At 65.5% G+C, this 24,783-nt stretch carries 24 protein-coding genes; 11 read left to right on the plus strand and 13 right to left on the minus strand.

The window, feature by feature from the left end; translation table 11 throughout:
• Positions 1-94 precede the first annotated feature (94 nt).
• The 3 genes from ACFFUC_RS16195 to ACFFUC_RS16205 all read left to right on the plus strand — a co-directional run bounded on the left by ACFFUC_RS16195 (position 95) and on the right by ACFFUC_RS16205 (position 4,080).
• Positions 95-1,498, plus strand: a complete 1,404-nt coding sequence (locus ACFFUC_RS16195; protein WP_377687895.1) for an aldehyde dehydrogenase family protein — start codon at positions 95-97, stop codon at positions 1,496-1,498.
• A gap of 273 nt (positions 1,499-1,771) precedes the next feature.
• Positions 1,772-3,490 carry an acetate--CoA ligase gene (locus ACFFUC_RS16200; protein ID WP_377687896.1) on the plus strand — a complete coding sequence of 573 codons (1,719 nt, stop codon included), beginning with the start codon at positions 1,772-1,774 and terminating at the stop codon, positions 3,488-3,490.
• A 170-nt stretch (positions 3,491-3,660) separates the two neighbouring features.
• A complete protein-coding gene (locus tag ACFFUC_RS16205; RefSeq protein WP_377687897.1) occupies positions 3,661-4,080 on the plus strand; it encodes a DUF983 domain-containing protein in 420 nt (139 codons plus the stop codon).
• 42 nt (positions 4,081-4,122) lie between these two features.
• Here ACFFUC_RS16205 and pepT read toward each other — a convergent pair whose 3' ends face one another.
• Entirely contained in the window at positions 4,123-5,376 is a 1,254-nt protein-coding gene (gene pepT / locus ACFFUC_RS16210) for a peptidase T (RefSeq protein WP_377687898.1), read from the minus strand.
• A gap of 352 nt (positions 5,377-5,728) precedes the next feature.
• Between pepT and ACFFUC_RS16215 the strand changes: the two genes are divergently transcribed.
• The 6 genes from ACFFUC_RS16215 to ACFFUC_RS16240 all read left to right on the plus strand — a co-directional run bounded on the left by ACFFUC_RS16215 (position 5,729) and on the right by ACFFUC_RS16240 (position 11,152).
• The gene (locus ACFFUC_RS16215) at positions 5,729-6,814 is read left to right on the plus strand and encodes a YeiH family protein (RefSeq protein WP_377687899.1); all 1,086 of its coding nucleotides are present in this window, start codon (positions 5,729-5,731) and stop codon (positions 6,812-6,814) included.
• Between the two features lie 113 nt (positions 6,815-6,927).
• Positions 6,928-7,698: a LamB/YcsF family protein gene (locus ACFFUC_RS16220; RefSeq protein ID WP_377687900.1), complete on the plus strand. Its 771-nt coding sequence runs from the start codon at positions 6,928-6,930 to the stop codon at positions 7,696-7,698.
• Between the two features lie 37 nt (positions 7,699-7,735).
• Complete coding sequence (locus tag ACFFUC_RS16225) at positions 7,736-8,443, plus strand: 5-oxoprolinase subunit B family protein (RefSeq protein ID WP_377687901.1); 708 nt, start codon at positions 7,736-7,738, stop codon at positions 8,441-8,443.
• Positions 8,440-9,411 (plus strand): 5-oxoprolinase subunit C family protein, encoded by a 972-nt coding sequence (locus ACFFUC_RS16230; protein ID WP_377687902.1) that lies wholly within the window; start codon positions 8,440-8,442, stop codon positions 9,409-9,411. Before ACFFUC_RS16225 ends, ACFFUC_RS16230 begins: the two co-directional genes overlap by 4 nt.
• A gap of 166 nt (positions 9,412-9,577) precedes the next feature.
• Entirely contained in the window at positions 9,578-10,102 is a 525-nt protein-coding gene (locus ACFFUC_RS16235; RefSeq protein ID WP_377687903.1) for a hypothetical protein, read from the plus strand.
• Positions 10,103-10,384: 282 nt separating this feature from the next.
• On the plus strand, positions 10,385-11,152 hold the full coding sequence (locus tag ACFFUC_RS16240; RefSeq protein WP_377687905.1) for a hypothetical protein: 768 nt from the start codon (positions 10,385-10,387) through the stop codon (positions 11,150-11,152).
• Between the two features lie 48 nt (positions 11,153-11,200).
• Here the strand turns inward: ACFFUC_RS16240 and ACFFUC_RS16245 are convergent, their stop codons facing one another.
• The 8 genes from ACFFUC_RS16245 to ACFFUC_RS16280 all read right to left on the minus strand — a co-directional run bounded on the left by ACFFUC_RS16245 (position 11,201) and on the right by ACFFUC_RS16280 (position 19,078).
• Positions 11,201-12,229, minus strand: a complete 1,029-nt coding sequence (locus tag ACFFUC_RS16245) for a trans-3-hydroxy-L-proline dehydratase (RefSeq protein WP_377687906.1) — start codon at positions 12,227-12,229, stop codon at positions 11,201-11,203.
• A 9-nt stretch (positions 12,230-12,238) separates the two neighbouring features.
• Positions 12,239-13,912: a cis-3-hydroxy-L-proline dehydratase gene (gene lhpI / locus ACFFUC_RS16250; protein ID WP_377687907.1), complete on the minus strand. Its 1,674-nt coding sequence runs from the start codon at positions 13,910-13,912 to the stop codon at positions 12,239-12,241.
• Positions 13,913-14,917: a 4-hydroxyproline epimerase gene (locus tag ACFFUC_RS16255; protein ID WP_377687908.1), complete on the minus strand. Its 1,005-nt coding sequence runs from the start codon at positions 14,915-14,917 to the stop codon at positions 13,913-13,915.
• Position 14,918: 1 nt separating this feature from the next.
• Positions 14,919-16,148, minus strand: coding sequence for an NAD(P)/FAD-dependent oxidoreductase (locus ACFFUC_RS16260; protein WP_377687909.1), 1,230 nt, complete (start codon positions 16,146-16,148; stop codon positions 14,919-14,921).
• Positions 16,145-16,870, minus strand: coding sequence for an amino acid ABC transporter ATP-binding protein (locus ACFFUC_RS16265; protein ID WP_377687910.1), 726 nt, complete (start codon positions 16,868-16,870; stop codon positions 16,145-16,147). Before ACFFUC_RS16265 ends, ACFFUC_RS16260 begins: the two co-directional genes overlap by 4 nt.
• The gene (locus ACFFUC_RS16270) at positions 16,863-17,516 is read right to left on the minus strand and encodes an amino acid ABC transporter permease (protein ID WP_377687911.1); all 654 of its coding nucleotides are present in this window, start codon (positions 17,514-17,516) and stop codon (positions 16,863-16,865) included. The genes ACFFUC_RS16265 and ACFFUC_RS16270 overlap by 8 nt, the downstream gene beginning before the upstream one ends.
• Positions 17,517-17,528: 12 nt before the next feature.
• Positions 17,529-18,194, minus strand: a complete 666-nt coding sequence (locus tag ACFFUC_RS16275) for an amino acid ABC transporter permease (RefSeq protein WP_377687912.1) — start codon at positions 18,192-18,194, stop codon at positions 17,529-17,531.
• 74 nt (positions 18,195-18,268) lie between these two features.
• Positions 18,269-19,078, minus strand: coding sequence for an ABC transporter substrate-binding protein (locus ACFFUC_RS16280; RefSeq protein WP_377687913.1), 810 nt, complete (start codon positions 19,076-19,078; stop codon positions 18,269-18,271).
• Positions 19,079-19,755: 677 nt separating this feature from the next.
• On the opposite strand from ACFFUC_RS16280, the gene ACFFUC_RS16285 reads away from it, so the two are divergent.
• Entirely contained in the window at positions 19,756-20,343 is a 588-nt protein-coding gene (locus ACFFUC_RS16285; protein ID WP_377687914.1) for a peroxidase-related enzyme, read from the plus strand.
• A 3-nt stretch (positions 20,344-20,346) separates the two neighbouring features.
• Here the strand turns inward: ACFFUC_RS16285 and ACFFUC_RS16290 are convergent, their stop codons facing one another.
• The 3 genes from ACFFUC_RS16290 to ACFFUC_RS16300 are packed head-to-tail and all read right to left on the minus strand — an operon-like array spanning position 20,347 to position 23,033.
• Positions 20,347-21,654: a cyanate transporter gene (locus ACFFUC_RS16290; RefSeq protein WP_377687915.1), complete on the minus strand. Its 1,308-nt coding sequence runs from the start codon at positions 21,652-21,654 to the stop codon at positions 20,347-20,349.
• A gap of 39 nt (positions 21,655-21,693) precedes the next feature.
• Positions 21,694-22,236 (minus strand): nucleoside deaminase, encoded by a 543-nt coding sequence (locus tag ACFFUC_RS16295; protein WP_377687916.1) that lies wholly within the window; start codon positions 22,234-22,236, stop codon positions 21,694-21,696.
• Positions 22,233-23,033: an ankyrin repeat domain-containing protein gene (locus ACFFUC_RS16300; protein WP_377687917.1), complete on the minus strand. Its 801-nt coding sequence runs from the start codon at positions 23,031-23,033 to the stop codon at positions 22,233-22,235. Before ACFFUC_RS16300 ends, ACFFUC_RS16295 begins: the two co-directional genes overlap by 4 nt.
• Before the next feature lie 181 nt (positions 23,034-23,214).
• Between ACFFUC_RS16300 and ACFFUC_RS16305 the strand changes: the two genes are divergently transcribed.
• Positions 23,215-24,072, plus strand: coding sequence for a LysR family transcriptional regulator (locus ACFFUC_RS16305; protein WP_377687918.1), 858 nt, complete (start codon positions 23,215-23,217; stop codon positions 24,070-24,072).
• Positions 24,073-24,173: 101 nt separating this feature from the next.
• On the opposite strand, the gene ACFFUC_RS16310 is transcribed toward ACFFUC_RS16305, so the two are convergent.
• On the minus strand, positions 24,174-24,659 hold the full coding sequence (locus tag ACFFUC_RS16310; protein WP_377687919.1) for a GlcG/HbpS family heme-binding protein: 486 nt from the start codon (positions 24,657-24,659) through the stop codon (positions 24,174-24,176).
• Between the last annotated feature and the right edge of the window lie 124 nt (positions 24,660-24,783).

The raw sequence follows: 24,783 nt of genomic DNA on the forward strand, positions 1-24,783 counted from the left end.
GGCAGGCCTCCCGTCATTTGCTCGGGAAATGCCCGAAAGCGCCGGCCAGGAGCCGCGCCTTCGGGGCCAAGTCATACGCTCGAGGAGGACGGAGATGACCGAGTACAAACTGCTGATCGGCGGCAAGCTGGTGGCCGGCGCGATGGAGATGGAGGTCGTGAACCCCGCCACCGAAGAGCTTCTGGCCCATGCGCCGCGCGGCTCTGCCGAACAGCTCGACGCCGCCGTCGCCGCCGCCAAAGCGGCCTTTCCCGCATGGGCCGCGTTGACGATCGAGGCCCGCCGCGCCCTCATCCTGACGCTCGCCGACCGGATCGAGGCCGATGCCGATGCTTTCGCGCGCCTTCTGACGCAGGAACAGGGCAAACCCCTGCCCGAGGCGCAGGCCGAGATCGCCTATAGCGCGGCCTTCATCCGCCATCTCGCGAGCTACGACCTGCCGGTCAAGGTGATCGAGGACAACGACAACCGTCTCGTGCGCCAGCTGCGCAAGCCGTTGGGCGTGGTCGGCGCGATCATTCCGTGGAACTTCCCCGTGCTCATCATCGCCTTCAAGCTGCCGCTGGCGCTGTTGGCGGGGAATACGGTGGTGATCAAACCCTCGCCGACGACGCCGCTGACCGCGCTGAAACTGGGCGAGATCATGGCCGACCTGCTGCCTGCGGGCGTGGTCAACGTCGTGAGCGACCTCAATGATCTCGGCGCGCGGCTGAGCGCGCATCCCGATGTCGCCAAGATCACCTTTACCGGATCGACCGCGACCGGCGCGAAGGTCATGGCGAGCGCGGCGGGCACGATCAAGCGCCTGACGCTTGAACTGGGCGGCAACGATGCCGCGATCGTTTTGCCGGGCGCCGATCCGGCCAAAGTCGCGCCGGGGCTGTTTTCGGGGGCCTTCATGAACGCGGGGCAGGTCTGTCTCGCGATCAAGCGCGCCTATGTCCATGCCTCGATCTATGACGAGGTTTGCGAGCGTCTGGCCGCATTGGCGGATGCCGCCGTGGTCGATGACGGCATGAAACAGGGCACCACCATCGGCCCGCTGCAAAACCGCGCGCAATATGAAAAGGTCAAGGATTTCATCGCCTCGGCCCGCGAGGACGGCCGCATTATCGCCGGAGGCACGACCGAGGACCGCCCGGGCTATTTCCTGCGCCCGACCATCGTCGCGGATGTCTCGAACGGGGACCGCATTGTCGACGAAGAGCAATTCGGCCCGATCCTGCCGGTGATCCGGTTCGATGATGTCGATGCGGTGATCCGTGCGGCCAACGACAGCCCGCTCGGGCTGGGCGGCTCGGTCTGGGGCGAGGATCGCGAGGAAAACATCCGCGTCGCCGAACAGATGGAAAGCGGCACGGTCTGGGTCAACAAACACCTCGATTTCGGCCCGAACATGCCCTTTGGCGGGGCCAAGCAATCGGGTCTCGGCGTCGAATTCGCCGAGGAGGGACTGGCCGAGTTCACTCAGATCCGCGTGATCAACGAGGCGCGCTGAGCGCTCGCCGGATGCCGTCAAAGGGGCGGGCCTTCGCGCTTGGCAGGGCCCGCCCGAGCCCGTTCGTCCGGCGCATCGCCCGCGCCGGACCAGCGGCAGAAAACGCGACAAAACGCGCATGAATGGCTTGAGCCGCGCCGAGAGCCCCCGCATGATGGTGCCAAGGATCGGGCGGCTGATGCCCCTTCGGCGACCCTTTCAGGAGGCGGGGCCGCCGGCGCGGGGGCAGGGCGAGACAAAGGCCCGCAACAATGCTCTGGGGAGGAGACAGCAATGAACAATGCCGCAAGCGAAGCGGAACGGGGCGCGCAGGGGCGTCGGGGAATGGCGGTGGATCCGGTCGCCCGCGCCGCCGTCAAGGCGCTGATGGCCAGCCCGCGCGACTATGATACCGCGGTCGCGAACTACCGTTTCGACTGCCCCGAGAATTTCAACTTCGCCTTTGATGTCATTGACGATATTGCACAAAATCGTGACAAGACGGCGGTGCTCGCGGTCTCGGGCGATGGGGAGCATGTGGCGGAATACAGCTATGGCGACCTCTCGGCGCGCTCGTCGCGTTTTGCCAATATGCTGTCGGGGCTGGGGCTCGAGAAGGGCGATTACGCGGTCCTCGTCGCGGGTCGGGTGATCGGCTGGTATGATGCGATTTTCGGCTGCATGAAGCGCGGCGTGATCTCGCTTCCCGGCACGACCCAGCTCACCGCGAAGGATATCGCCTACCGCGTCAATGCGACCCGCGCCCGCGCCGTGATCGTGACGCCCGACCATTGCGCCAAGGTCGACCAGATCCGCGCCGAATGCCCCTCGCTCGAAGTCTTCATCGTGCTCGGCCCCGAACAGGCAGGCTGGAGTTCGGCCGAGGTTCTGGCCGCAGCCGCCGCCCCCGAAGTGGCCCCCGAGGACCACCCGCGCACAAGGCGCGACGAGGTGATGATGGGCTATTTCACCTCGGGCACGACCGGCATGCCGAAAATGGTGCCGCGCGATTATTCCTATGCGCTCGCCCATGCCTCGACCGCGCTGTTCTGGATGGATCTGACCCGCGCGGACCGCCATTGGACGCTGACCGATACCGGCTGGGCCAAGGCGGCTTGGGGGATGCTTTTCCCGCAGTTTCTGGCCGAAACCACCGTGATCTTGTTCAACGGCACGGGGTTCGACGCCGATCTCCATCTGCGGCTGATCGCGAAACTCGGCGTCACGACCTTCTGCGCACCGCCGACCGTTTACCGCGTTTTCGCGCAGATGGATCTTTCGGGCTATGATCTCGCTTCGATCCGCCGCTCGCTCGGCGCGGGCGAGCCGCTGAACCCCGAGGTCATCCGCTTCTGGCAGGACCATACCGGCACGCTGATCGCCGACGGCTATGGCCAGACCGAGACGCTCAACATCATCGGAAACTTCCCCTCGAAACCCGTCAAGATCGGCGCGACCGGCCTGCCGGTGCCGGGGCTCGACATGCGCGTGGTCGATGACGAGGGCCGCGAATGCGCCACGGGCGAGGTCGGCAATATCGCGATGCGCGCGACCGATCCCTGGCCGCCGGGCCTCTTTTCGGGCTATTACACGCCGGAGGGCCCCGACCGCAAAGCCTTCCGCCACGGCTGGTATTACACCGGCGATACCGCGCGGCGCGACGAGGACGGCTATTTCTGGTTCGTGGGCCGCGCCGACGACCTGATCACCTCGTCAGGCTACCGCATCAGCCCATTCGAGGTCGAAAGCACGCTGCTTGAACATGAGGCCGTCGCCGAAAGCGCGGTGATCGGCCTGCCCGATCCCGAGCGCGGCGAGGTGGTGACGGCCTATATCATCCTGATCAAGGGCTATGAGGGCTCGGACGATCTGGTCAAGGAAATCCAGGCCTTCTGTCGTGAAAAGACCGCGCCCTACAAATACCCGCGCCGGATCCATTTCGTGACCGAGCTGCCGAAAACCATCTCGGGCAAGATCCGCCGCGTCGAGCTGCGCGCCAAGGGCGGCCAATAAGCAAGGAGCGCGGGGGCGGGGCGACAGCTTCGCCTCCGGCCCTTTCCCTGCGGCGCAATATCGCGTTGCGCGGGGCCTGCGACAGGCAGAGACTGTCTGTGTGGCAGCCCCGATCCGGCGCATCCGCGTCCGGGCGGTCATGGCGAATCCCTATCCAAAGGAGGGCAGCAATGTCCCTGCCGAACGAAATGCCGCCCGAAGGCCAGCCCGCAGCGGGCCGCGCCCCCCAGCATCACCGCGACACGCGACAGGCCATTCTGCGCGGCTTTACCAACCGCTGCCCGAAATGCGGCAAGGGCCATATGATGCGCGGCTATCTCCAGATCGTCGATCGCTGCGAAAATTGCGGAGAGCCTCTGGGCAGCTATCCCGCAGCCGACGGTCCGGCGTTTTTCACCATCACCAACATCATGCTGCTGCTGATCCCGATGATCGCGGCGACCTGGGTATGGTTCCGCCTCAGCCCCTTCGTGATGCTGGTCGTGCTGAGCGCGCTGACCTCGGTGATGACGCTGATCCTGCTGCGCTATGTCAAAGGCGCATTCGTGGGCTATCTCTGGGCCAAGGACGAACAGGACCCCGGCGCCTGAGAGGGGTTCGGGATCAGCGCAAGGCCGATCCCGAAACTGCCGTCACGCCGTCGCGGCTTCCTGTACCAGATCAAGGCACAGCCGCACCGCCGCCGCCATATCCTGAACCGAGACCCATTCGAGCGGGCCGTGGATGTTCTGCATCCCCGTGAAAAGGTTGGGCGTGGGCACCCCCATTTCGGTCAGCCGCGAGCCGTCGGTGCCGCCGCGGATCGGGACCGAGACCGGCTCGATCCCCTGTTTGCGCAGGGCGGCGCGGGCCAGCTCGACCGGCGTCATGTCCTTTTCGAGCCAGTAACGCATGTTGCGGTATTGCGGGCGGATCTCGCAAGAGATGGTGGCGCGCGGCTCTGTCGCCTGAACCGCATCGCAGATCGCGCGCACCAATGCGCCCTTGGCGGCAAGGCCGTCCAGCTCGAAATCGCGCAGGATCAGCTTGATCACCATCTCCGACGAGCCGCCGTCCATGTCGGTGGCGTGGATAAAGCCCTCGCGCCCCTCGGTCAGCTCCGGGACCATGCTGGCCTGCGGCAGCATCGCGATGATTTTCGCGGCGAGATGGATCGCATTGACCAGCTTGCCCTTGGCCTGCCCCGGATGGATCGAGACGCCGGTGATGCGGATTTCGGCCCCGTCCGCCGAGAAGCTCTCGTATTCGATCTCGCCCAGCCCCGCGCCGTCGAATGTATAGGCGAAATCCGCGCCGAGATCCTTCGGCAGCGCCGGCCCGACCCCGCGCCCGATTTCCTCGTCGGGGGTAAAGGCGATGCGGATTTCCGGATGCGGGATCGCGGGGTTTGCCAGCAGATGGCGCGCTGCGGTCATGATGATCGCGACCCCCGCCTTGTCGTCCGCGCCAAGCAGCGTCAGCCCCGAAGCGGTGATGATGTCGTGCCCCTGCTTCTCGGCGAGATAGGGAAATTCCTCGGGGGTGAGCACAAGATCGGGCGCGTCGGGAAAGGTGATCGCGCCGCCGTTATAGCCGCGGATGACCCGTGGTTTGACGCCGGTCGCATTGAATTGCGGCGTGGTATCGACATGGGCGACAAGGCCGATCACGGGGCCTGCGGCAGCCGTCGCCGGCATCGTGGCGGGCAGGGTCGCGAGCACCACGCCGTAATCCGTCAGCCGCACATCCGAGGCCCCGATCTCGCGCAATTCGCGCTCGAGAAGATGCAGCATGTCGAACTGGATCGGCGTGCTCGGCGCGCTGGCGCTGGCGGCATCGGATTGGCTGTCGATCGCGGCATAGCGCAACAGGCGGCTTTCGAGTTCGGGATCGAACGGGCGCTCCATGGCGGCTCCTTGTGCTTGTTCGCGCGGAGATTCGCTCTTTTCGCGGACGGGTTCAAGGCGGGCTGGGGCGGCAGAGGTCGAAGAAGGACATTCCTTTCGTGGCCGCATCGGAGGTAAATTCCTCTCGGTGTCGACGCGGATTGAAAAAATTCTTTGCCGGTCGCCGTCAAGGATGTTCCCGATCACGGCGCGACATCCGCGTTAGAATGCGGAAATGAAAAGATAAAATACCGCAATGTGGCCACGCTTCGACTATCAATCGGTTTCTCCGATGGAAACAATAAAACCTTTCGGTTTGTCCTTTTGATCCTCTCGCCCCATTTCCATCGTGAAGTAGCGAAAGACGACGATCATGGCCTTCCTCAACCACAGCGTTTCTCCCGCCAGCCTGCCCGACCATCCGGCCGCCGACCCGCCCGCCAAGGCGCAGGACAAATTGCAGGCAGCTGCGGGGCTTGCCGGACTGCTGCCCGGCCTTCTGTTGGTCGGAGCGCTCGCGGCCGTGGGCTATGCTCTGCGCGCCCTGCCGGGGCTGGGGCTTTTCAGTCCGATGATCCTCGGGATTGTGGTGGGGATGGGCTTTGCCAATCTCGCAAGTCTGCCCGCGAGCGCGATGGCGGGGGTGCGCTTTGCCGCCAAGACCCTGCTGCGCCTCGCGGTCGCGCTTTTGGGGCTGCAGATCACGCTTGCGCAGGTGGCCAGTCTGGGCTTTTCGGGCTTTGCCATTGCGGCGGCCGCGCTCTTTTCGACCTTTTTCGTCACGCTCTGGCTGGGGGACCGGCTCGGGGTGGCGCGGTCGCTGAGCGCGCTGATTGCGGCGGGCTCGTCGATCTGCGGGGCGTCGGCGATTGCGGCGGCGGATGCGCAGATCCATGCCCGCGACGAGGATGTGGCCTATGCGGTCTCCTGCGTCACGATCTTCGGCACGCTTTTGATGTTCGGCTTCCCGCTGGCAATGCCGGCGCTCGGGCTTGACGCCACGCAATTCGGCGCATGGTCGGGGGCCGCGATCCACGAGGTGGCGCAGGTCGTCGGCGCAGGCGTGCAGGGCGGCGAGGAGGCGCTGACCATCGCCGTCGTGATCAAGCTTTGCCGCGTTTTGATGCTCGCGCCGCTCCTGATCGTCATGGGTTTGATGGCCAGCCGCTTCCGCCCCGAAGGCGCGGCAACGGGGACGAAACCCCCGCTGGTTCCGGCCTTTCTGATCGGCTTTGTCGTGATCATGCTGGCCAATAGCGCGGGCGTGGTGCCGGTGGTGGCCCATGACGGGCTGGTCGCGCTGACGCCGGTCCTTCTGACGCTCGCGCTGACCGCGCTTGGGCTCGGCACCAATTTCCGCAAGCTCCGCGCGCTTGGGCCCAAACCCCTGATCCTCGGCGCCGCGGCGACGGTCTGGATTTCGGGCGTGAGCCTCGCCCTCGCGCTTTTGCTCTTTTAAGACGGGCGCCATGCCGGATGAAGGGGCCGCTTTTGCGGCCCTTTTGCATGCGCGCCCATGCGGGCTATACTGTGGCCTGCATCGTGTCCGGCCGGATGCGAAAGGGGATGGAAATGGCGCAAGAGATTGATCTGAATGCCGATCTTGGCGAGAGCTTCGGGCCTTGGACCATGGGCGAGGACGGGGCGATGCTGGATCTGGTCAGCTCGGCCAATATCGCTTGCGGCGGGCATGCGGGTGATCCCGAGGTGATGTTTCGCACCCTGTCAGAAGCCGCGCGACGAGGCGTCGTGATCGGCGCCCATCCCGGCTATGCCGACCGCGAGGGCTTCGGCCGCCGCATCATTCCGATGACCCCGCCCGAGATCGCGCGGCTTGTCGCGGCCCAGATCGGCGCGCTCCAAGGCGTCGCGGCGCTGGCGGGGGCGCAGGTGGGCTATGTCAAACTCCACGGCGCTTTGGCCAATCTCGCGGCCGCCGATACCGCCGTTGCCGAGGCCTGTGCCAAGGCGATCGGGCGCATTGGCGGGCTCGCGGTTCTGGCGATTTCGGGCACCACGCTCGAGACGGTGGCCCGCGCGCAGGGCCTTGCCGTCCATTCCGAGATTTTCGCCGATCGCGGCTATCTCTCCAGCGGCCAGCTGGTGCCGCGCAATCAGGCGGGGGCGATGATCCACGATCCCGACGAGGCCGCCGTGCGGCTCTTGGCCTTCCTCGAAACGGGGCTGATGCCGGTGGTCGACGGCGCGCCGATCCCTTTGCAGGCGCAGTCGATCTGCGTTCACGGCGACAGCGCCGGTGCGGTCGCCATGGCCGCGATGATCCGGCAGAAGCTGGAGGCGGCGGGCGTCGCGATCCGGCCCTTTCTCGGCCCGAAGCCGTGAGCCGGAAGCGATGAGCCCGACCCGATGAGTGCGACCCATGAACAACGACCCAATGAGCATTGATCCCGTCCTGAAGCCGGTGGCAGAACATGCCCTTCTGGTCGATTTCCCGAACCCGAGCGACATGGCGGCGGCCCATCACCGCGTGCTGGCCCTTGATGCCGCCTTGACCGCGCGACCTTTCGCCGGTCTGCGCGAGGCGGTGCCCGCGCTGACCAGCCTGATGGTCGAATTCGATCCCGAGGTTTGCGATTGCACAGCCGCCGCCACCGCGATCCGCGCCTTGCTTTCCCGTCGGGACGCGCCGCAACGCGCCATCCGGAGCCACGAGATCGCGGTCTGCTATGATCCGCCCTATGCCCCCGATCTGGCCGAGGTCGCGCGGCTGACCGGCCTTGCACCCGAGGCGGTCGCACAAAGCCATCTGGCGGGCGATTACCATGTCGCGCTCTATGGTTTCGCGCCCGGTTACGCCTATCTGTCGGGCCTGCCCGCGCCGATCAGCCTGCCGCGCAAAGCCGCGGCGCTGCGCGATGTGCCCGCAGGCAGCGTCATCATCGCCGCCGGTCAATGCCTGATCACCACGCTGACCATGCCCACCGGATGGTGGATCATCGGCCGCTCGCCCGATCCGGTGCTGACCGGCGATCCCGCGCGGCCTTTCCGCTTCGAGGTCGGCGACCGCATCCGCTTTCGCCGCATCGCCGCCTCCGCCTTGGGAACCGCATCGGGGGAGCGGTCGTGAGCGCGCGTCTTCGCATCCATGCGGCGGGCCCGCATGTGTCGGTGCAGGACGGCGGCCGGCGCGGCTTCCTGCGCTTTGGCGTCCCACAATCGGGGCCGATGGACCGCACGGCTTTTCAGGCGGCCAATCTCGCGCTCGGGCAGGATGCGGGCCGGACGGGGATCGAGATTTCGCTTGGCGGTCTCGTGCTCGATTGCCTCGAGGGAAGCGTCGATTATGCGGTGGCAGGCGGCGGGTTCCGCATCCGGCGCAACGGGCGCGACCATGTGTCGTGGCATCGCGCCCGGCTCTGCGCTGGCGACCGGATCGAGGTTCGGCCCGGCCCTTGGGGCAGCTGGTGCTATTTGGCTTTCGCCGGCACTTTGCAGGTGCCGCTTTGGCTCGGCAGCGCCTCGACCCATTCGCTTTCGGGCTTCGGCGGCGGCAGATTGACGGCGGGGCGGGAGCTGTTGCTGGAGGAGCTGCGCCCCGATCCGCTGGCCTCCGCGCGCCTTCCCGTGCCGGTTTGGGCGCGCCCTTCGGGGCTGGCCCATGTCACGATCGGCCCGCAGGAGGATTGCTTTTCCCCCGCGGTTTTGGCGCGGCTTTTGACGATGCCCTTCCGCGTCACCCCCGCTTTCGACCGGATGGGAATGCGCCTTGCGGGGCCTGATCTGACGCCTGAAGGCGCTTTGGCCATCCCTTCGGGGCCTGTGGCGCGCGGGGCGGTCCAGATTGCGGGGGACGGGGTTGCGAGCGTGCTCATGGCCGATCACCAGACGACCGGAGGCTATCCGCGCATCGCGACCATTCTCGATGCCGATCTCGATGCGCTGGCGCAGATGCGCCCGAACGAGAGCCTGCATTTTCGCGCCCTCACCCCCGCTCAGGCCACGGGCTTTGCGCGGACGCGCCGGCAGGCGGTGGCGCGCTACCTCGCGGGGATCGCGCGGCTCGGCGGGGTGGTCGCGTCGGGTCGCGACAGATAGCCGCGCCCCCCTGATCGCCGGTCGCCTCCGCGCCCCGAGGTGGCCTATGGTAACCGGATTTCAAAGTTCTAGATGAGTCTGCCGTTGCGCCTTGTACTTTCGTCCGGACCGGATGCCCTCCGGCCCAACCGATACCCGGGGCATGGCGGCGCCGCAGGAAAAACCAATGCCGATCAATAAGTCGTCGGATAAAGCTCGAGACGCTGGCGCAGCCGCAACCGGGGGCGAACAGAAAGCCGCGGGTGCTTCGAATGCGCGGCCGTTCGGGATTGTCGCGACCGGCCTTGCGATTGCGGCGATCGGGCTTGGTTGGTGGCAATGGGGTCATGACGACGAGGGCGGCCCCTCTGCCGACGAGCGCGCGGTGCTCGAACGCCTGCCCTCTGGCGAGGGCGAGCTTTTGCCCGACGGGCGACAGATGAACATCCTGTCGTCCTTCATGACCAGCGACGGGATTTTCTGCCGCGAATACGAGACCCATCGCGACCGCGTCATGCGCATCTCGATCGCCTGCCGCGAGTTCTGGGACTGGAACCGGCGGTTCTCGATCACGGTGATCTCCGAGGGCGAGCTGCTTTTGCCCGGCTCGGGCTCGATGCAGAACCTCGACGATTATCTGACGCAAAGCAATCTCGGCCAGCGCCTGACGCCCGAGCGCGAGGCCGAAAGCCTCGAAGCCTTCGCCGACTAAGCGGGCTCCGGCAACATCACGCCTGAAGGCGGGCCGCGAAGCGCCGGAAATCCGCCTGCCGCGCCCCTGATCCTGCCTCCAGAGGGAACCCGCCGAAAGCGGGGCGGAAAAATTCCGACGATGGCCGGAATTTCGCCGAAACTTCCTCGGGCTTTGTGTCGGTGATTGGCTACAAGCGGTCGGTCGGCTAGACTGATGGTGCCCCTTTGACCCGCTCTCGACAATGCCGCCGTCGGACGGGGGCGGGGATTGGAACGGACCATTTTTGACAGGATCTTTGCCGTGAAACGCCCGCTTTTCGCCCTTGCCCTGATGTTGCCCGTTTTCGGCGCCGTCGCGGTGCCCCAAGCCGCCGAGGCTCAGGCCGTGATCGAGGAACTGACCCCGCAAAGCGACAGCGCGCTTTACTGCAACAGCGCGCTGGATTTCTGCCTCGGCGTCGATCAGGACGGGCCTTTCGCGACCAGCCGGACCCTGCGCAGCGAGATCCATCTTTGGGATCTGCCCGAGGTGCCCAAGGGTCTCGCCAAGGCGGAATTTCTGCCCCAGCTGATCCGTCTGGACGAAGAACGCGCCTTTGTCGGCGTCATCGTCCGCGAGGAGCAGCCCTATTCCGGCGGGATTTTCGAGGCGCGCGACCTTTATCTTTTCGAAGCCTCACTCGGCGAGGTCGCGGGCTCGAACAATATCGGCACCATTCCGATCAGCCGCGACATTTCGGTGCGCGCCTGTTTCGATGCCGAGGATCAGGAGCGGCGCGGCGAGGCCTGCAGCGACCAGTTTGCCTTCAAGACCGACCTGTCGCTGGTGCCGGTCGAAGGCGCGATCCCCGAATTTTCGGTCACGACTTCGGCCACACGCTATCCCAAAGGCGCAAGCCGGCTGCACGACAGCGCAAGGGCCGAGCCGATCATGCCCGCCGATCTGATCGACGAGCCGGACCAGACCTGCAGCTATGCCGCGCGTTACCGCTATGATGCGGACCATCCCGGTTTCCTGCCGGCGGATCCTTTGCCCGATTGCGCCGAATTCCTCAAATCGACGCTCTAAGCATCGGAAAGAAAAGGGCCGCGTCGATGCGGCCCTTTTGTGTTTTCCTTAGCGTGCGCCCCAGGTATCGGTCAGGCGGTAGCCCTCGGGCCACGGATCCGAAGGGTCGAGCATGTGCTGGTGGATCCCCGTGATCCAGCCGCGCCCCGAGATTTCGGGGATGATCGCGGGCACGCCGCCGATCTCGGTCGCCTCGACGATGCGGCCGGTGAAGGTCGATCCGATCAGCGACACCGTGGTCAGGCTGTCCGCCGTCGTCATCTGGCCGCGCGCATGAAGCACCGCCATCCGTGCCGAAAGCGCCGTTCCGGTAGGCGAGCGGTCGACCTTGCCCGGCTGGATCGAGACCGCCGCACCGGCGCGCAGACCCTCGGGCGTCTTCTCGATCGGACCGCCGAAAAGGCAGAAGGAATAATGCGTCCAGTCGGGGTTGGTCGGGTGGCGGAACCCGATCTGGTCGGTCGCGGCTTTGGTGATCTTGGCTCCGAGCCGCGCGATGTCGTGGGCCTCGTCGGCGGTGAGGTTGAAACCCATGGCGCGGGCATCGACCATGACGAAACTGTCGCCGCCGAAAGAGGTGTCGACGGTCAGCGTGCCGATCCCCTCGACCTCGAGCGGCTGGTCGAGCTTATAGGCAAAGGACGGCAGGTTCTGGACGAAGATCCGCTCGGCCTTGCCGTTGCGGCATTCGGCGCGGACCTTGACCAGCCCGCCCGGGGCTTCAAGCAGCATCTCGGTCACGGGCTCGACCATCGGGATGATCCCGCCGTCGAGCAGAACGGTCGAGACGCAGATCGAATTCGATCCCGACATCGGCGGCGTATCCTCGGGCTCCATTATGATCCAGGCGGCATCCGCATCGGGGTGTTTCGGCGGAACCAGCAGGTTCACATGGCGGAAAACCCCGCCGCGCGGCTCATTCAGGACGAAATTGCGCAAGGTGTTGTCGCGCGCGATCCAGCGCGACTGCTCCCAGATCGTCTCGCCCGGCGGGGGGCGGACGCCGCCGACGATGACATCGCCGACCTCGCCTTCTGCATGGGCGGAAATGACATGGATGGTCTTGATACTACGCATGATATTCTTTCATCTAAGCCAATCAGGCAGGTCGGGCGCGCGGCCGGTCAAGGCGGCAAAGACGCAGCCTTCAAGGCTGGAAAACCGCACGGCGCGACCCGACAATCCGGGGCCGTAATGGGCATATTTGCCCGAATTGGTGATCAGGGTGCGGGCCTCGGGCGGGAAAACCGGCTCGGTGATCGAGCACCAGCAGATATCCGACACGATCTTGCAGCCAAGGGCCTCCAGCGCCGCGACCGTACCGTCGGCGCGTAAGTCGCCAAGCACATCCGGCCCGACCGTGACCACGACCGAGACGCCTTGCGCGGGCCGCCGTCCGTCCATCAACGCGACGAGCGCGCGGGTTTCCGAGGCCGAGAAATGCGGGCTGCCGAAAGCGGCCAGCTCGATCTCGTCGGGGGCATTGTTCAGCTCGCGCCAGATCGCCGCGAAATCGGCGACGGAAACCGCGACGTGATCGGCATCGGCGCGCGGCTTTAACCCCGCCTCGGGCGTATGGCCCGCGACATGGAGCATCGGCGCGGCAGAAGTCGTCCCGAAAGCGCCGCACATTCCCTTGAGATCGTCGCGGCTCGCCGTCACGCCCTCAAGTCCGGTGATCAGCGGGATGCGGTCGGGCGCGAGTTTCCCCGCGAGATAGCCGAGCATCGGCCAGAAGGAATCGTCGAGCCCCTTTGGCGCTGCGACATGGATGATGCGGCTCGGGTGGCGGTCAGCGTCCAGATAGACGCCCGAGCGCGGCGCGCGGCCGGTCATCGCGATCAGCAGGTCGAAGAAATCGGGATGTTTCACCGTCCGCGCCCCGATCACCGTATTGGCGAAGATCACCGCATTGGATTCCGCCCAGGCGATGTTGTCGCCGTATTCCGGCGCGCTCGGCAGAAGATAGGGGGCGCAGGTAAAGCTCGCCCGCGCGCCCATGCGGACATAGGCATCGGCAAGGCGGCTGGCGGGGGTGCCGAAACTCGGCGGCACGCCCTGTTTCTCCCAATTGTCGCGATCGACGGAAATCGCGTTCATCGTGGTCGGCAGCACCACTTTCGCGCCCATATCGGCCATGCGCTCGGCGAAAATGCGGTTGGCGTCGCTGGCATAGATGCAGCCGTCGATATGGACCTGCGCCACATCGATCAGGCTGGTCGCGCCCTGAATGGCAGCCATCGCCGTGATGATCTGCATCGCGAGCTGCACGGGTTTGCCGTCGCGGCCCGCAAGTTTGGCGTGATCTTCTGCCGTCAGGGCCAGCTCGGCCATCGGCAGGCGCGTCAGCGGCACCGAAAGATCGCCCGCGCGCAGGTGGTCGCCGTGGATCACGGCCTCAGTCTTGGTTGCGACCCGCGCGAAATCCTCGGGTGAGAGGCGCAGCACGGGGATGCCGTGATCAAAGAGACGCTCGCCGATCATCGCGCCAAGCGTCAGCACGTCCTCGGGGCCGGAAAAGATCAGAGCGGCGGGGGCGTTGCCGTTCAGGATCAGTTCCAAAAGCACGCCCGATCCCGTGCAGGAGCCGCGCGAAGTCGGCATCATCACGATTTTTCCCGCAAGGCTTTCGCCGTGCCAGGGATGATGCGCGTCGATCACGCGCCCCGAGGCGGCATCGACGCCGCCCCAGAAGCTGAGCCCTTCGGGAGAGGCCAGAACCGCCCCCGAAGCCTCGCCCGTCAGGATGCCGAGCGCCATTTACTTGACGACAAAGCCATGCGCGAAGGGGTCGCGCTCGGTGTCGATATAGATCGTATTCAGACCCGTCTGGCGCGCCCAACCCGCGATCGAGGGGATGATGGCGGGGCGGTTCGCGACGGTGGTCGCGGCCTCGACACGACCCTTGAAGATCGAGCCGATGATGGACTCGTGGTGGAATTCGTCACCGACCGCCAGTTTGCCCTTGGCGGCAAGCTGCGCCATGCGGGCCGAGGTGCCGGTGCCGCAGGGCGAGCGGTCGATGGCCTTGTCGCCATAGAAAACCGCGTTGCGGCCATGCGCCCCTTCGACGGTCGGCGCGCCGGTCCATTGGATATGCGACAGGCCGTTGATCTCGGGGAATTCGGGATGGACGAATTCGTATTTGGCGTTCAGCGCCGCGCGCAGCTTCGGCGAAAAGCCGATCAGCTCGCCCGCGGTGTAATCGGCCATGTCGCGGAAGTTCTTTTGCGGCTCGACGATGGCATAGAAATTGCCGCCGTAAGCCACATCGACCACGATCTCGCCCAAGCCCTCGACCTCGGCGGTCAGACCCTCGGCATAAAGGAAGCCCGGCACGTTGGTCAGGCGGACCTCCTCGACATAGCGGCCTTCCTGCCGGTATTCGATATCGACCTTGCCGGCGGGGGTTTCGATCGACAGGCGACCCGGCTCGCGCGGGGTGATCAGGCCGTTTTCGATCCCCATTGTGATCGTCCCGATCGTGCCGTGGCCGCACATCGGCAGGCAGCCCGAGGTCTCGATATAAAGCACCGCCACATCGCAATCCTCGCGGGTCGGCGGATAGAGGATCGAGCCCGACATCATGTCGTGGCCGCGCGGCTCGAACATCAGGCCGGTGCGGATCCAGTCGTATTCGGCCAGAAAATGCGCGCGACGTTCCAGCATGTTCGCGCCTTTGAGACGCGGGGCGCCGCCGGCGACGAGGCGCACGGGATTGCCGCAGGTGTGGCCGTCGATGCAGGGAAAAATATATTGGGTCATGTTAGCCTCGGAAGCGCGCCGGAGAGAAGGGCGCAAGGTCGATCGCGGGTGTTTGGCCGGTCAGAAGATCCGCGACGATCTGCGCGGTCCCCGCCGATTGGGTCAGGCCGAGATGGCCGTGGCCGAATGCACATAGGGTGTTGGGATGGCCCGGCAAGGGGCCGATCGCGGGCAGGCTGTCGGGCATCGAGGGGCGAAAGCCCATCCATTGCTTGCCGCCGGTCGTCTTGAGCGCGGGCAGGAATTGCGCGGCCTTGGTCAGCATCGCCTCGGAGCGCTTGAAGTTCGGGGGCAGCTTCAGCCCGCCCAATTCGACCGCACCGCCGACACGGATGCCGGAATTCATCGTCGTGACAACGAAACCATGACCGCCGAAGGTGATTTGCACTTTGAGATCAAAGGCGTCGGCGGGCAGGGTGGTGTTGTAGCCGCGTTCGGTTTCCAGCGGGATGCTGACGCCTTGGGTCTTGGCCAGAAGATGCGAAAAGGCCCCCGCCGCCAGAACGACGCGACCCTTGAAGTGACCGGCCGTGGTGGTCACGCCGTCATCGGTCAAGGCGGTTGCCTCGGCAATCACGATCTCGCCACCATTGGCGCGGAAACGATCCGCGAGGGCCAGCGTGTAATCCTTGGGGTCGCTGATCGAATACCAACCGGGCGTGAAGGTCGCATGGGTGAAGCGCGGCGCGATGCCGGGCTGGATCTCGGCGATTTCGGCGGGCGACATGAGATGGTTGAAGGCGATGCCGTGTTCGGCCCGCGCATCCCAGCCCTCGAGCGAGGCGCGAAAGGCCGCTTCGCCCTCGTAAACTTCAAGCTGGCCGTTGCGGCGCAGCATATGGGTCAGCCCGTCTCGCGCCAAAGCGGGCTCCAGCGCGGCTTTGGAATAATCCATCATCGCGGTCTGCGCGACCGTCGAGGCGCGCACTTTCGCGGGCGAACAGGCGCGCCAGAATTTCCACATCCACGGCGCGATCTTCAGCGCGTATGAGGGCGGCACCGACAAGGGTCCCAGCGGATCGAGCAGCCATTTCGGCGCCTTTCGCATGATCTTGGGCGAGGCCAGCGGGAAGATGTCGGTAAAAGCGAAAGCGCCCGCATTGCCGGCCGAGGCGCCCGCGGCGGGCCCCTCGCGCTCGATCACGCGGACACAAAGGCCGCGCGACTGCGCGGCCAATGCGATGGAGAGGCCGACGACCCCCGCACCGACAATCGTGACGTCTTGGTTCATTGACGGGTGCTCGACAGGAACTTCTGGGTTTCGGGATGCTGGGGATTGCCGAACAGCTGCTCGGGCGCGCCGATCTCGGCCATGACGCCTTGGTGGAAGAAGGCCACGCGGTCCGAGACGTCGCGCGCAAAGGCCATCTCGTGGGTGACGCAGATCATCGTCATCCCCTCGTCCGCCAGCATCTTGAGCGTATCGAGAACCTCGCCCACCAGCTGAGGATCGAGCGCCGAGGTCACCTCGTCGAACAGCATGTAGCTGGGCGACATCGCCAGCGCGCGGGCGATCGCCATACGCTGCTGCTGGCCGCCCGAAAGCCGCGTCGGATAGGTCTTGAGCTTGTCGCCAAGGCCGACATGGGTCAGCTGTTTGACGGCGATTTCCTCGGCCTTTTCCTTGGAATAGCCCAGCACCTTGCGGGGTGCGAGGGTTACGTTTTCCAGCACGGTCAGGTGCGGAAAGGCGTTCCATTGCTGGAAAACGATCCCGACCTTCTGGCGCAGCTTGTTCAGATCGGTCGACTTGGCGTGGACATCCACCCCGTCGATGACGATCTTGCCCGAAGCGATCGGCTCCAGCCCGTTGATACAGGTCAGAAGCGTCGATTTCCCCGAACCCGAACCGCCGATGATGGTGACGACCTCGCCTTTCTTGACGGTCAGGTCGATGCCCTTGAGAACCTCGAGCTGGCCAAAGGATTTGCGGACGTTTTCGATCTCAATCATTGGACCACCGTTTTTCGAGATAGCCGCCGAAACGGGCAAGAGGGTAGGAGATGATGAAGTAGAAGGCGCCGCAGATGAGCAGAAGGAACAAGGGCTCCTGCAGGCGCGTGATGAGGATCTGGGTCGATTTCATCAGCTCGGTGACCTGCACGACATAGACCAGCGCCGAATCCTTCATCACGCCGAGCGCGAGCCCGATCCACGAAGGCAGCGCGACCCGCGTCGCCAGCGGCGCCACGATATAGCGCATGTCCTGCCACCAGTTCAGCCCGAGCGAACGCCCCGCGCGGCGGGTATTGGCGGGCACGGCCTCGATCGCGCCGCGCACGATTTCCGAGCAATAGGCGGCCGTGTAAAGCGACAGCACCAGACAGGCGACCGTCAACCCCGGCCAGCGCAGCCCGAGCACGATGCCGAAGAAGGCATTGAGCAGCACCAGCTGGATCAGCAGCGGGATCGAGCGGCAGATGTCGAGGATGAAGGTCAAAGGCGCGGCCCAGATCGCACCGACCTGATAGCGGATCACGCCGAAAATGATCCCGAGAATGGTCCCCACCACCACCGCGATGGCGGTGACGAGCAATGTCATGCCCGCGCCTTTGGCGAGGAAGACCAGATCGGCCGTTGTGAGGGCGGTATCGAACATCGCGTGTCTCCCTCAGTACCGGAACAGCCGCGCCGCAATCAGGCGCGCGCCAAGGGTGATGACTTTCGTGATCACATAGAAGATCACGGCGGCAATCGCGAAAAGCTCGAAGGTGCGGAAGGTCAGGGCATTGAGATCCTGCGTCACCCCGTAAAGGTCGGTGTTCATGCCCACCGTCACGCCGAGCGAGGTCATCAGCACGGCCCAGACCATTTGGTTGGTCATCGGCAGGAAGGCGATGCGCAGCATCTGGGGCGCGACGATATAGCGGAAGCTCTGTCCCTCGCTCATGCCGAGCGAGCGGCCGGCGCGGGTCTGGGTATCGGGAATGGCCTTCAGCGCGCCGCGGAAGTTCTCCGCCAGATAGCCCGCATTGTTGAAGGTGATGCCGATCAGCAGCGAGACGAAGGGGCTCAGGTGGACGCCGAAACTCGCGATGCCGAAATGGGCCATATAGATCTGGAACAGCGCCGGCGTGTTGCGGGCAAGCTCGACCCAGCCTGTGGCGATGGCGCGCAAAATGCGCGAGCCGGAGCGGCGGAAGATGGTGAGGGCAACCGCAAGGACGATCCCGAGGACCATCGACAAAATCGCGATCTGCATCGTCACCAATGCGCCGTCCAGCATCTGTGGCAAACGCTGGAGCGCCTGATTCCACTGGAACGTGTAACTAAACATTCTCTTCCCGCTGATTGTTGTTGTTCGGGAAAACGGCGCAGGGCTTTGGCCCCGCGCCGCGATGAAACATTAGATCAGCGGTAAACGCCCTGAACGGTCAGGTTGGCGGGCTCGCCCTCGCCGACCCATTTGGCGTAGAGTTCGGCATAACGGCCGGTACGGACCTGCTGGTTGATGAACAGGTTCATGTAGTTGATCAGGCCGTATTCCTGACGCATCGTGAAGAGCGAGACGTAGTCGGGAACCATCGGTGCCTTGTCGACGATCTTGATGCCGGCGAATTTGCCGGATTTGACGTTGGCATTGGCGACTTCGGTGGTGCCGACGGTCGCGTCCAGCTGGCCCTGGCTCAGCGCAAGGAAGACATCCGCCTGGGTCTGGTAGGGACGGAAGGTGCCTTCGCCCCATTCCTTGATCTGGCCTTCCAGCCAGATGGCTTCATAAGTGCCCGCGGTCGCGCCGACGGTCTTGCCCTTCATGCCTTCCCAGCTGGTGATGTCGGTCTTGTCGTTGACGACGACCGAGTTCTCGAAAGCGTAATAGGGGATGGTCACGCCGATGGTCTTGGCGCGCTCGAGCGTGTCCGAGGTCGAGGCGACGCCGACATCGACGCGGCCCGACATCAGCGCGGGGATGCGCTCGGGGAAGGGGGTTTCGACGATCTCGGCCGTCACGCCGAGCGAGGCGGCGAGGTCGTTGCAGTAATCGACGTCGAAGCCGATCGGATTGTTGTTTTCATCGCGCGATCCCATCGGCGGGAAATCCAGCACGACCGCGCAACGCAGCGTGCCCGAGGCGATGATGTCGTCGAGCTTGTCGGCATAGGCCGCGCTCGAGGCGATGGTGGCCGTCAGCAGGCCTGCGGCAAAATGGCTCAGTTTCATGGTCATCCCTGTCGTTGTGATCGTTGATTCCGATTCGTCTATGTGTCGACTATGTGTCGGCAATTGCTCCCGATCAATAAAAATATTTCTTGTATACAGGATGCGGATTTACCGGAGGAATTGCCGACCGGCCACGCCGGACAAACACCGGCGAGGATGGAAAAAGGCGGGTCGGGCGCGCCTTGCGGGGCGTCTTTGCGGCGCGAGGCCACGACGCGGACCTTGCGGGGCGGAGTAAAGCCGCAGCTCCGGCAGGGTGCAAGCCGAAGATGCTCAAAAAGTATGAGAAGTCGCGACAGGCTCTTGCCGGATCGAAGGAAACTTCTTCGGAATCCGCGCGGCTTTCAGGCGGGTTTCGTGCCGGAAACGGCTTATCTTTCAGTGGGAAAGGGGCGGCGTCAGGTGTCTGCGGCAATCGGAAGACGGCCGGAGGCCGCATCGGCCGACGCGCGAATAAGTGTAGACATTTTGTCGCAATGCGCCCGCGCAATTGCGCCCCGCGCGGCGGTTTCCGCCTGCTCTTGCGTGTCGCAAGAGGCAAAGTCGTCTCCCCGCATCGGCCTTGACAGGCAGCGGCTGCCCGCCATTCTGGTTCTCGCAGGCAGAATGCGGTTCACGGCATGCCTTCGCCCGCCGCGCCGTTTCGGCCCCGGCCGCCAGAGCACAGGAAAAGCCTCATGACCAACACGCCCGTCCGCGCGATCAGCGCTTTTCCCGCCGCCGATCCCGCCGATCTTTCCGCGCTCCCCGACGATATCGCCGCGCGGATCATGGCGGTTCAGGAAAAGGCGGGTTTCGTGCCCAATGTCTTTCTGGCCTTCGCCCGCCGCCCCGAGGAGTTCCGCGCCTTTTTCGCCTATCACGACGCGCTGATGGACAAGCCCGGCAATCTCGACAAGGCCGAGCGCGAGATGATCGTGGTCGCGACCAGCGCCGCCAACCAATGCCAGTATTGCGTGATTGCCCATGGCGCGATCTTGAGGGTGCGTGCGAAGAACCCGCTGATCGCCGACCAGATCGCGGGCAATTACCGCAAGGCCGATATTACCGCGCGTCAACGCGCGATGCTCGACTTCGCGATGAAGGTCTCGGCGGGGGCGGCCACCACCGGCCCCGAGGATGTCGCGGCGCTGCAGTCGCATGGATTTTCGACCGAAGACGTCTGGGATATTGCCGCGATTGCCGCGTTTTTCGGCATGTCGAACCGCATGGCCAATGTGATGGCGCTGCGGCCCAATGACGAATTCTTCGCGATGGGGCGCTAGGCTCTAGCCACGGGTCGGGCTTTGCAGCGCGGGGCCGTAGCTTGCGGGCGAGAGCCGCGTGACCAATACCGCCACCACCAGAACGGCCGCGAGATGCAAAAGCCAGCCCGTCGCGAAGCCGCCGCTCCAGTCATGGAGCCGCGCAAGGAGGAAGGGCGGCAGCGAGGCGAGCAGAAAGCCTCCGCCCTGCATCATCGCCGAAAGCGCGCCGGCTTCGGCTGGGTCGGGCAGATGTTCGAGCGCCACGATCAGCGACATCGAGAAACAGCCGCCAAGCCCTGCGCCCAAAAGCGCGGCCCATAGTAAGGGGGCCGCTTCGGGCCAGAAGGCCAGACCGGAAAAGCCCGCGAATTGCGCCGCCAAAGTCAGCGCCAGCCACGGCCTGCGGTCGTGCCCGCGCCTTGCAAGGATCGGCAGGAAAAGCGCGCTCGCCGCCTGAAACAGCGCAAGGACAGCAAGCAGGCTGCCGCTCGGGGCGCTATCCCAGCCAAGCGCCTGATAAGAGGGCGAGAGCCACGCCACGACCGAGGAATAGCCGCCGTTCACCAGCCCGAAACAGCCCATCAGAAGCCACAGGCGCGGCTGGCGGATCAGCCCCGCACCGGCTTTGCCGCGCGGACTTTGGGCCTTGCGGGCGGGGCGCGGCAGAAAGGCGCAGGCCAGCGCCAGCCCGATCACCGGCAGGACCACGACCCAGCCCAGCCCGATATGCCAATCGCCGCTTCGGGCCGCGATGCGGGGGGCGAGCTGGGCGCCAAGCGCGCCTCCGCCCATCAGCATGCCCGAGTAAAGCCCCATGACCATGCCGGTCTGATGCGGAAAGAGGCCTTTGATCATGCCGGGAAAAACCGCCTGAATGATCGCGGCCCCCAGCCCCAGAACCGCCGCCGTCGCGATCAGCTGGTTGCCGCTTTCAACAAAAAGTCGCGCGCCCGATCCAGCCAGAAGCGCCGCCAGCGCCGCGATGACCAGAGGTTTCGCGCCAAAGCGGCCCTGAAGGGCGGGACCGGCGAAAGCGACCACCCCCATCAGCAGCATCGGCACCAGCGTCAGCAAGGACATCCGCGCCAGATCAAGGCCGGTCGCCGCGTGGATCTGCCCCGAAAGCGGCCCGACCGCCGTCATGAAGGGGCGCAGGTTCAGCCCGATGACCGCGATTGTCGCCAAAAGCACCAGCCTGCGCGCTTGGGCTGTGCCGCGCGGCACGTCCCTTTGCACAGGCGCGGAGGGCATTGGCATCAATCGCGGCGCGCTCTGCTGCGTGCAATGCGCGGGCGTCGTGGGCGCGGCAAAGGTCGGGGCGGCGCTCATGGGCGCGTTTTTCGCCCCGCCGGAACCGGCCATCTCCGCTCAGCCCTCTGCCGGAACGGGGGCGGGTGCCGCGACGCGCTCCGGCGAGCGGGCTGCCGCAGCCGCATGATGCACCGTTCCGTCACGCCAGGCGCGGTAGATCGCGGGATCGGCGGCATCGGCGGGCGCAAGCTGCGCGATCGAGAGGCGCTGCTCGTGAAAGGGGCGCGCGAGATCGGCGTAAACCGCCGCCGTCGAGAGACCGAAGGGCGCGGCAGCCTCGTTGGAATAGGCATAGCGCACCGCTTCGATGCCGCTCAGATGCATGGCGGCCAGACACATCGGGCAGGGATGGCCGCTGGCATAGATGGTGCAGCGGCTCAGATCGGGGCCGAGCAGCTTGGCAGCCTCGCGGATCGCGACCATCTCGGCATGGGCGGTCGGATCCTGCCGCGCGTGGATCTCGTTGACGCCGGTCGCGATGACCCAGCCGTCGCGCACGACCAAAGCGCCGAACGGACGACCGCCGCCTGCCGTATTGTCGCCGGCGAGCGAGATCGCAAGTTCGAGGAAACCGTCATCAAGCGATTGATCCCGCGTCATTTTGCCCCCGCATTGGTCAGGATCGCGACCAGTCCGGAAAAGCCGCGCGCCTTGGCATGGGCCAAAGGCGTCACCCCGTCGGCATCGGCCAGATCGACATCGGCACCGCCCGCGATCAGCGCGCTCGCGATCTCCTGATGGGGCCTGCCGCCGTCGCCCAGAATGACCGCCTCGATCAAGGCGGTCCAGCCGAGGCGGTTGACGTGATCGACCGCGACTCCGGCCTCGATCAGGGTCTTGACCGTTTCGACATGGCCGCGCTCGGCGGCGGGGATCAGGGCGGTCCCGCCAAAGCGGTTGAGGCTTTCGAGATCCGCGCCATTTTCCAAAGTCATGCGCAAGATCTCGATATGGCCGCGCGCACCGGCATAAAGATAGGCGCTGTCGCTGATGTTGTCCTTGGCGTTCACATCGGCACCGGCGGCGATCAGCATGCGGGCCGCCTCGATCCGGTTGGCATGGGTCGCGGCCAAAAGGGCGGTCGCGCCGCCGGAATCGCGGCTGTCGACCGGTACGCCGCCCTGCAAAAGCCGCGAAAGCGTCGCCAGATCGCCGGAGGAGGCGGCTTTGTGCAGCGCGGCGGCAGCCTCGGCGGACGTGGCGGAGACGGTCATGGTCTGTCCTTGGGCATGGGGGGCGAGGGCAAAAGACAGCGCGAAGGCCGGAGCGAACAGGAAAGCGGGCAAAAGCGCGGGCGCCAGCCGCATCGCCAGACCGGAGCGCGCGGGTCTGGCGGCGGCACGGGCCGCAAGCGCGGCTGCGGTCGCGGAGGAGATCTGTCGTGTGCTTCGGGTCATGGTCAAAATTCCTGAAGGAACGGGGCGCTGTCGGGGCGCGCGGGGCGCAATGCCGTCAAAGGCGAATGGGTGGGCTTTCTTACCCCAAGGCGAAATCATGGTGAAATTAAATGTTTTCATGGCTACCATCCATTTTGTGCATAAGTTTGCCGCAGGACGCCCCGTCGAAAGGAACGCCCTCATGCTTGATCCCCGTCTGCTGCGCGCTTTCGTGACGATCTGCGATGCGGGCGGCTTTACCCGCGCGGCAGAGCTTCTGAACATGACGCAATCGACGATCAGCCAGCAGCTCGGGCGGCTCGAAGAGGCGGTGGGCCGTAGCCTGATCGACCGCAGCGCCCGTCCGATCCGGCCCACCACCGCAGGCGAGCGGCTTTTGGGTCATGCCCGCCGCATCCTCGCGCTGCAAACCGAGGCCGAGACGCTGTTGCGCGATCCGGTCGGCAGCGCCGCGATCCGCATCGGCGTGCCCGAAGACATCGCGGGCGCCGAGATGGCGCGGGTCTTCAAGGCTTTTTCCGCCACGCATCGCCAGTTCCGTCTGGATGTGACCGCAGGCCTCAGCCGCGATCTCATGCAGCGCTACCGCAGCGGCGAATTCGATATCGTCGTCGTCAAGGAACGCGCGGCCGAGGCCGATAGCCGCGCCTCTTTTCCCGAACCGCTCGGTTGGTTCGAAAGCGCCGAAGCCCCGCCCGTCCATGCGGATCCGGTGCCTCTGGTCGCCTTTCCGCCGGGCGGTCTTTACCGCGAGGCGATGTTTGCCGCCATCGAGCGCGAGAACCGGCGCTGGTATGTGGCCTTTTCGGGCAGCAGCCTCAAAAGCGTCGAGGTTGCTGTTGCCGCGGGTCTCGGCCTGTCCCTTTTGCCCCTGCATGCGGTCGGCCTTGCCGGTCTGCGCCCCAGTCCGGCCTTCGCGCCCGAGCCGTCGATGACGCTCTCGCTTTATGCCTGGGAAAATGCCGGAGCGATTGCCGATCTCGCCGCCGAAATGATCGGCCTTCTGGCGCAGCGCGCCCGCGGCAGGTCGGGATCGTAACACGGGATCGTAAAACGGGGTCGCAACGCGGGGCGTTCGGGGCCCAGAAACGAAAAAGCCCGCAGCACTTTCGCGCCGCGGGTCCTGTCCTTGCGGAGGGCTTACTGCAGCCGTGCAGCCAGACCGTCCAGCGCCTTTTGCGCGCAGGCTTCGTCGAGATGGCCGCCCGGTGCACCGCCGACGCCGATCGCGCCAAGGGTCACGTCGCCCGATTTCACCGGCAGACCGCCTGCCAGCACGAGGAAGCCCGGAATGTCGACCATGCCCGCCGCACCGGCGTTCTCCTGCACGGCCTTCGCGATGCCGCTGGTCGGGTTGCGCGAGGAAGCCGAGGTATAGGCCTTCGCGGTCGCCGCATCGACGGTATGGGGGCCGGCATTCTCGGCACGCACCAGTGCCAGCAGGTTGCCCGCACGGTCGGTCACGGCTGCGGTGACCTGATAGCCGTCGGCTGCGCAAGCCGCGACGGTCGACTGGGCCAGCTCGACCGCGAATGCGGTGCCGAGGCTCTCTTGCGCAACTTTGTCCTGCGCGAAAGCCGGAGCCGCGAGAAGTGCAAGGCCCAGTGCGAGAGTGGTCGTTTTCATCGGAAGCTCCTGAATGGTGTGTCGTGATGACCAAAAGCTAACCCCGCCGCGCCCGCCGCACTATTCGCAGGAAAACCGAAAGCCCTCGGTAGGATTACCGAGGGCCGTTTTCGGAGCGAAAGAC

The sequence above is a fragment of the Paracoccus cavernae genome (assembly GCF_042430175.1).
Classification (GTDB): domain Bacteria; phylum Pseudomonadota; class Alphaproteobacteria; order Rhodobacterales; family Rhodobacteraceae; genus Paracoccus; species Paracoccus cavernae.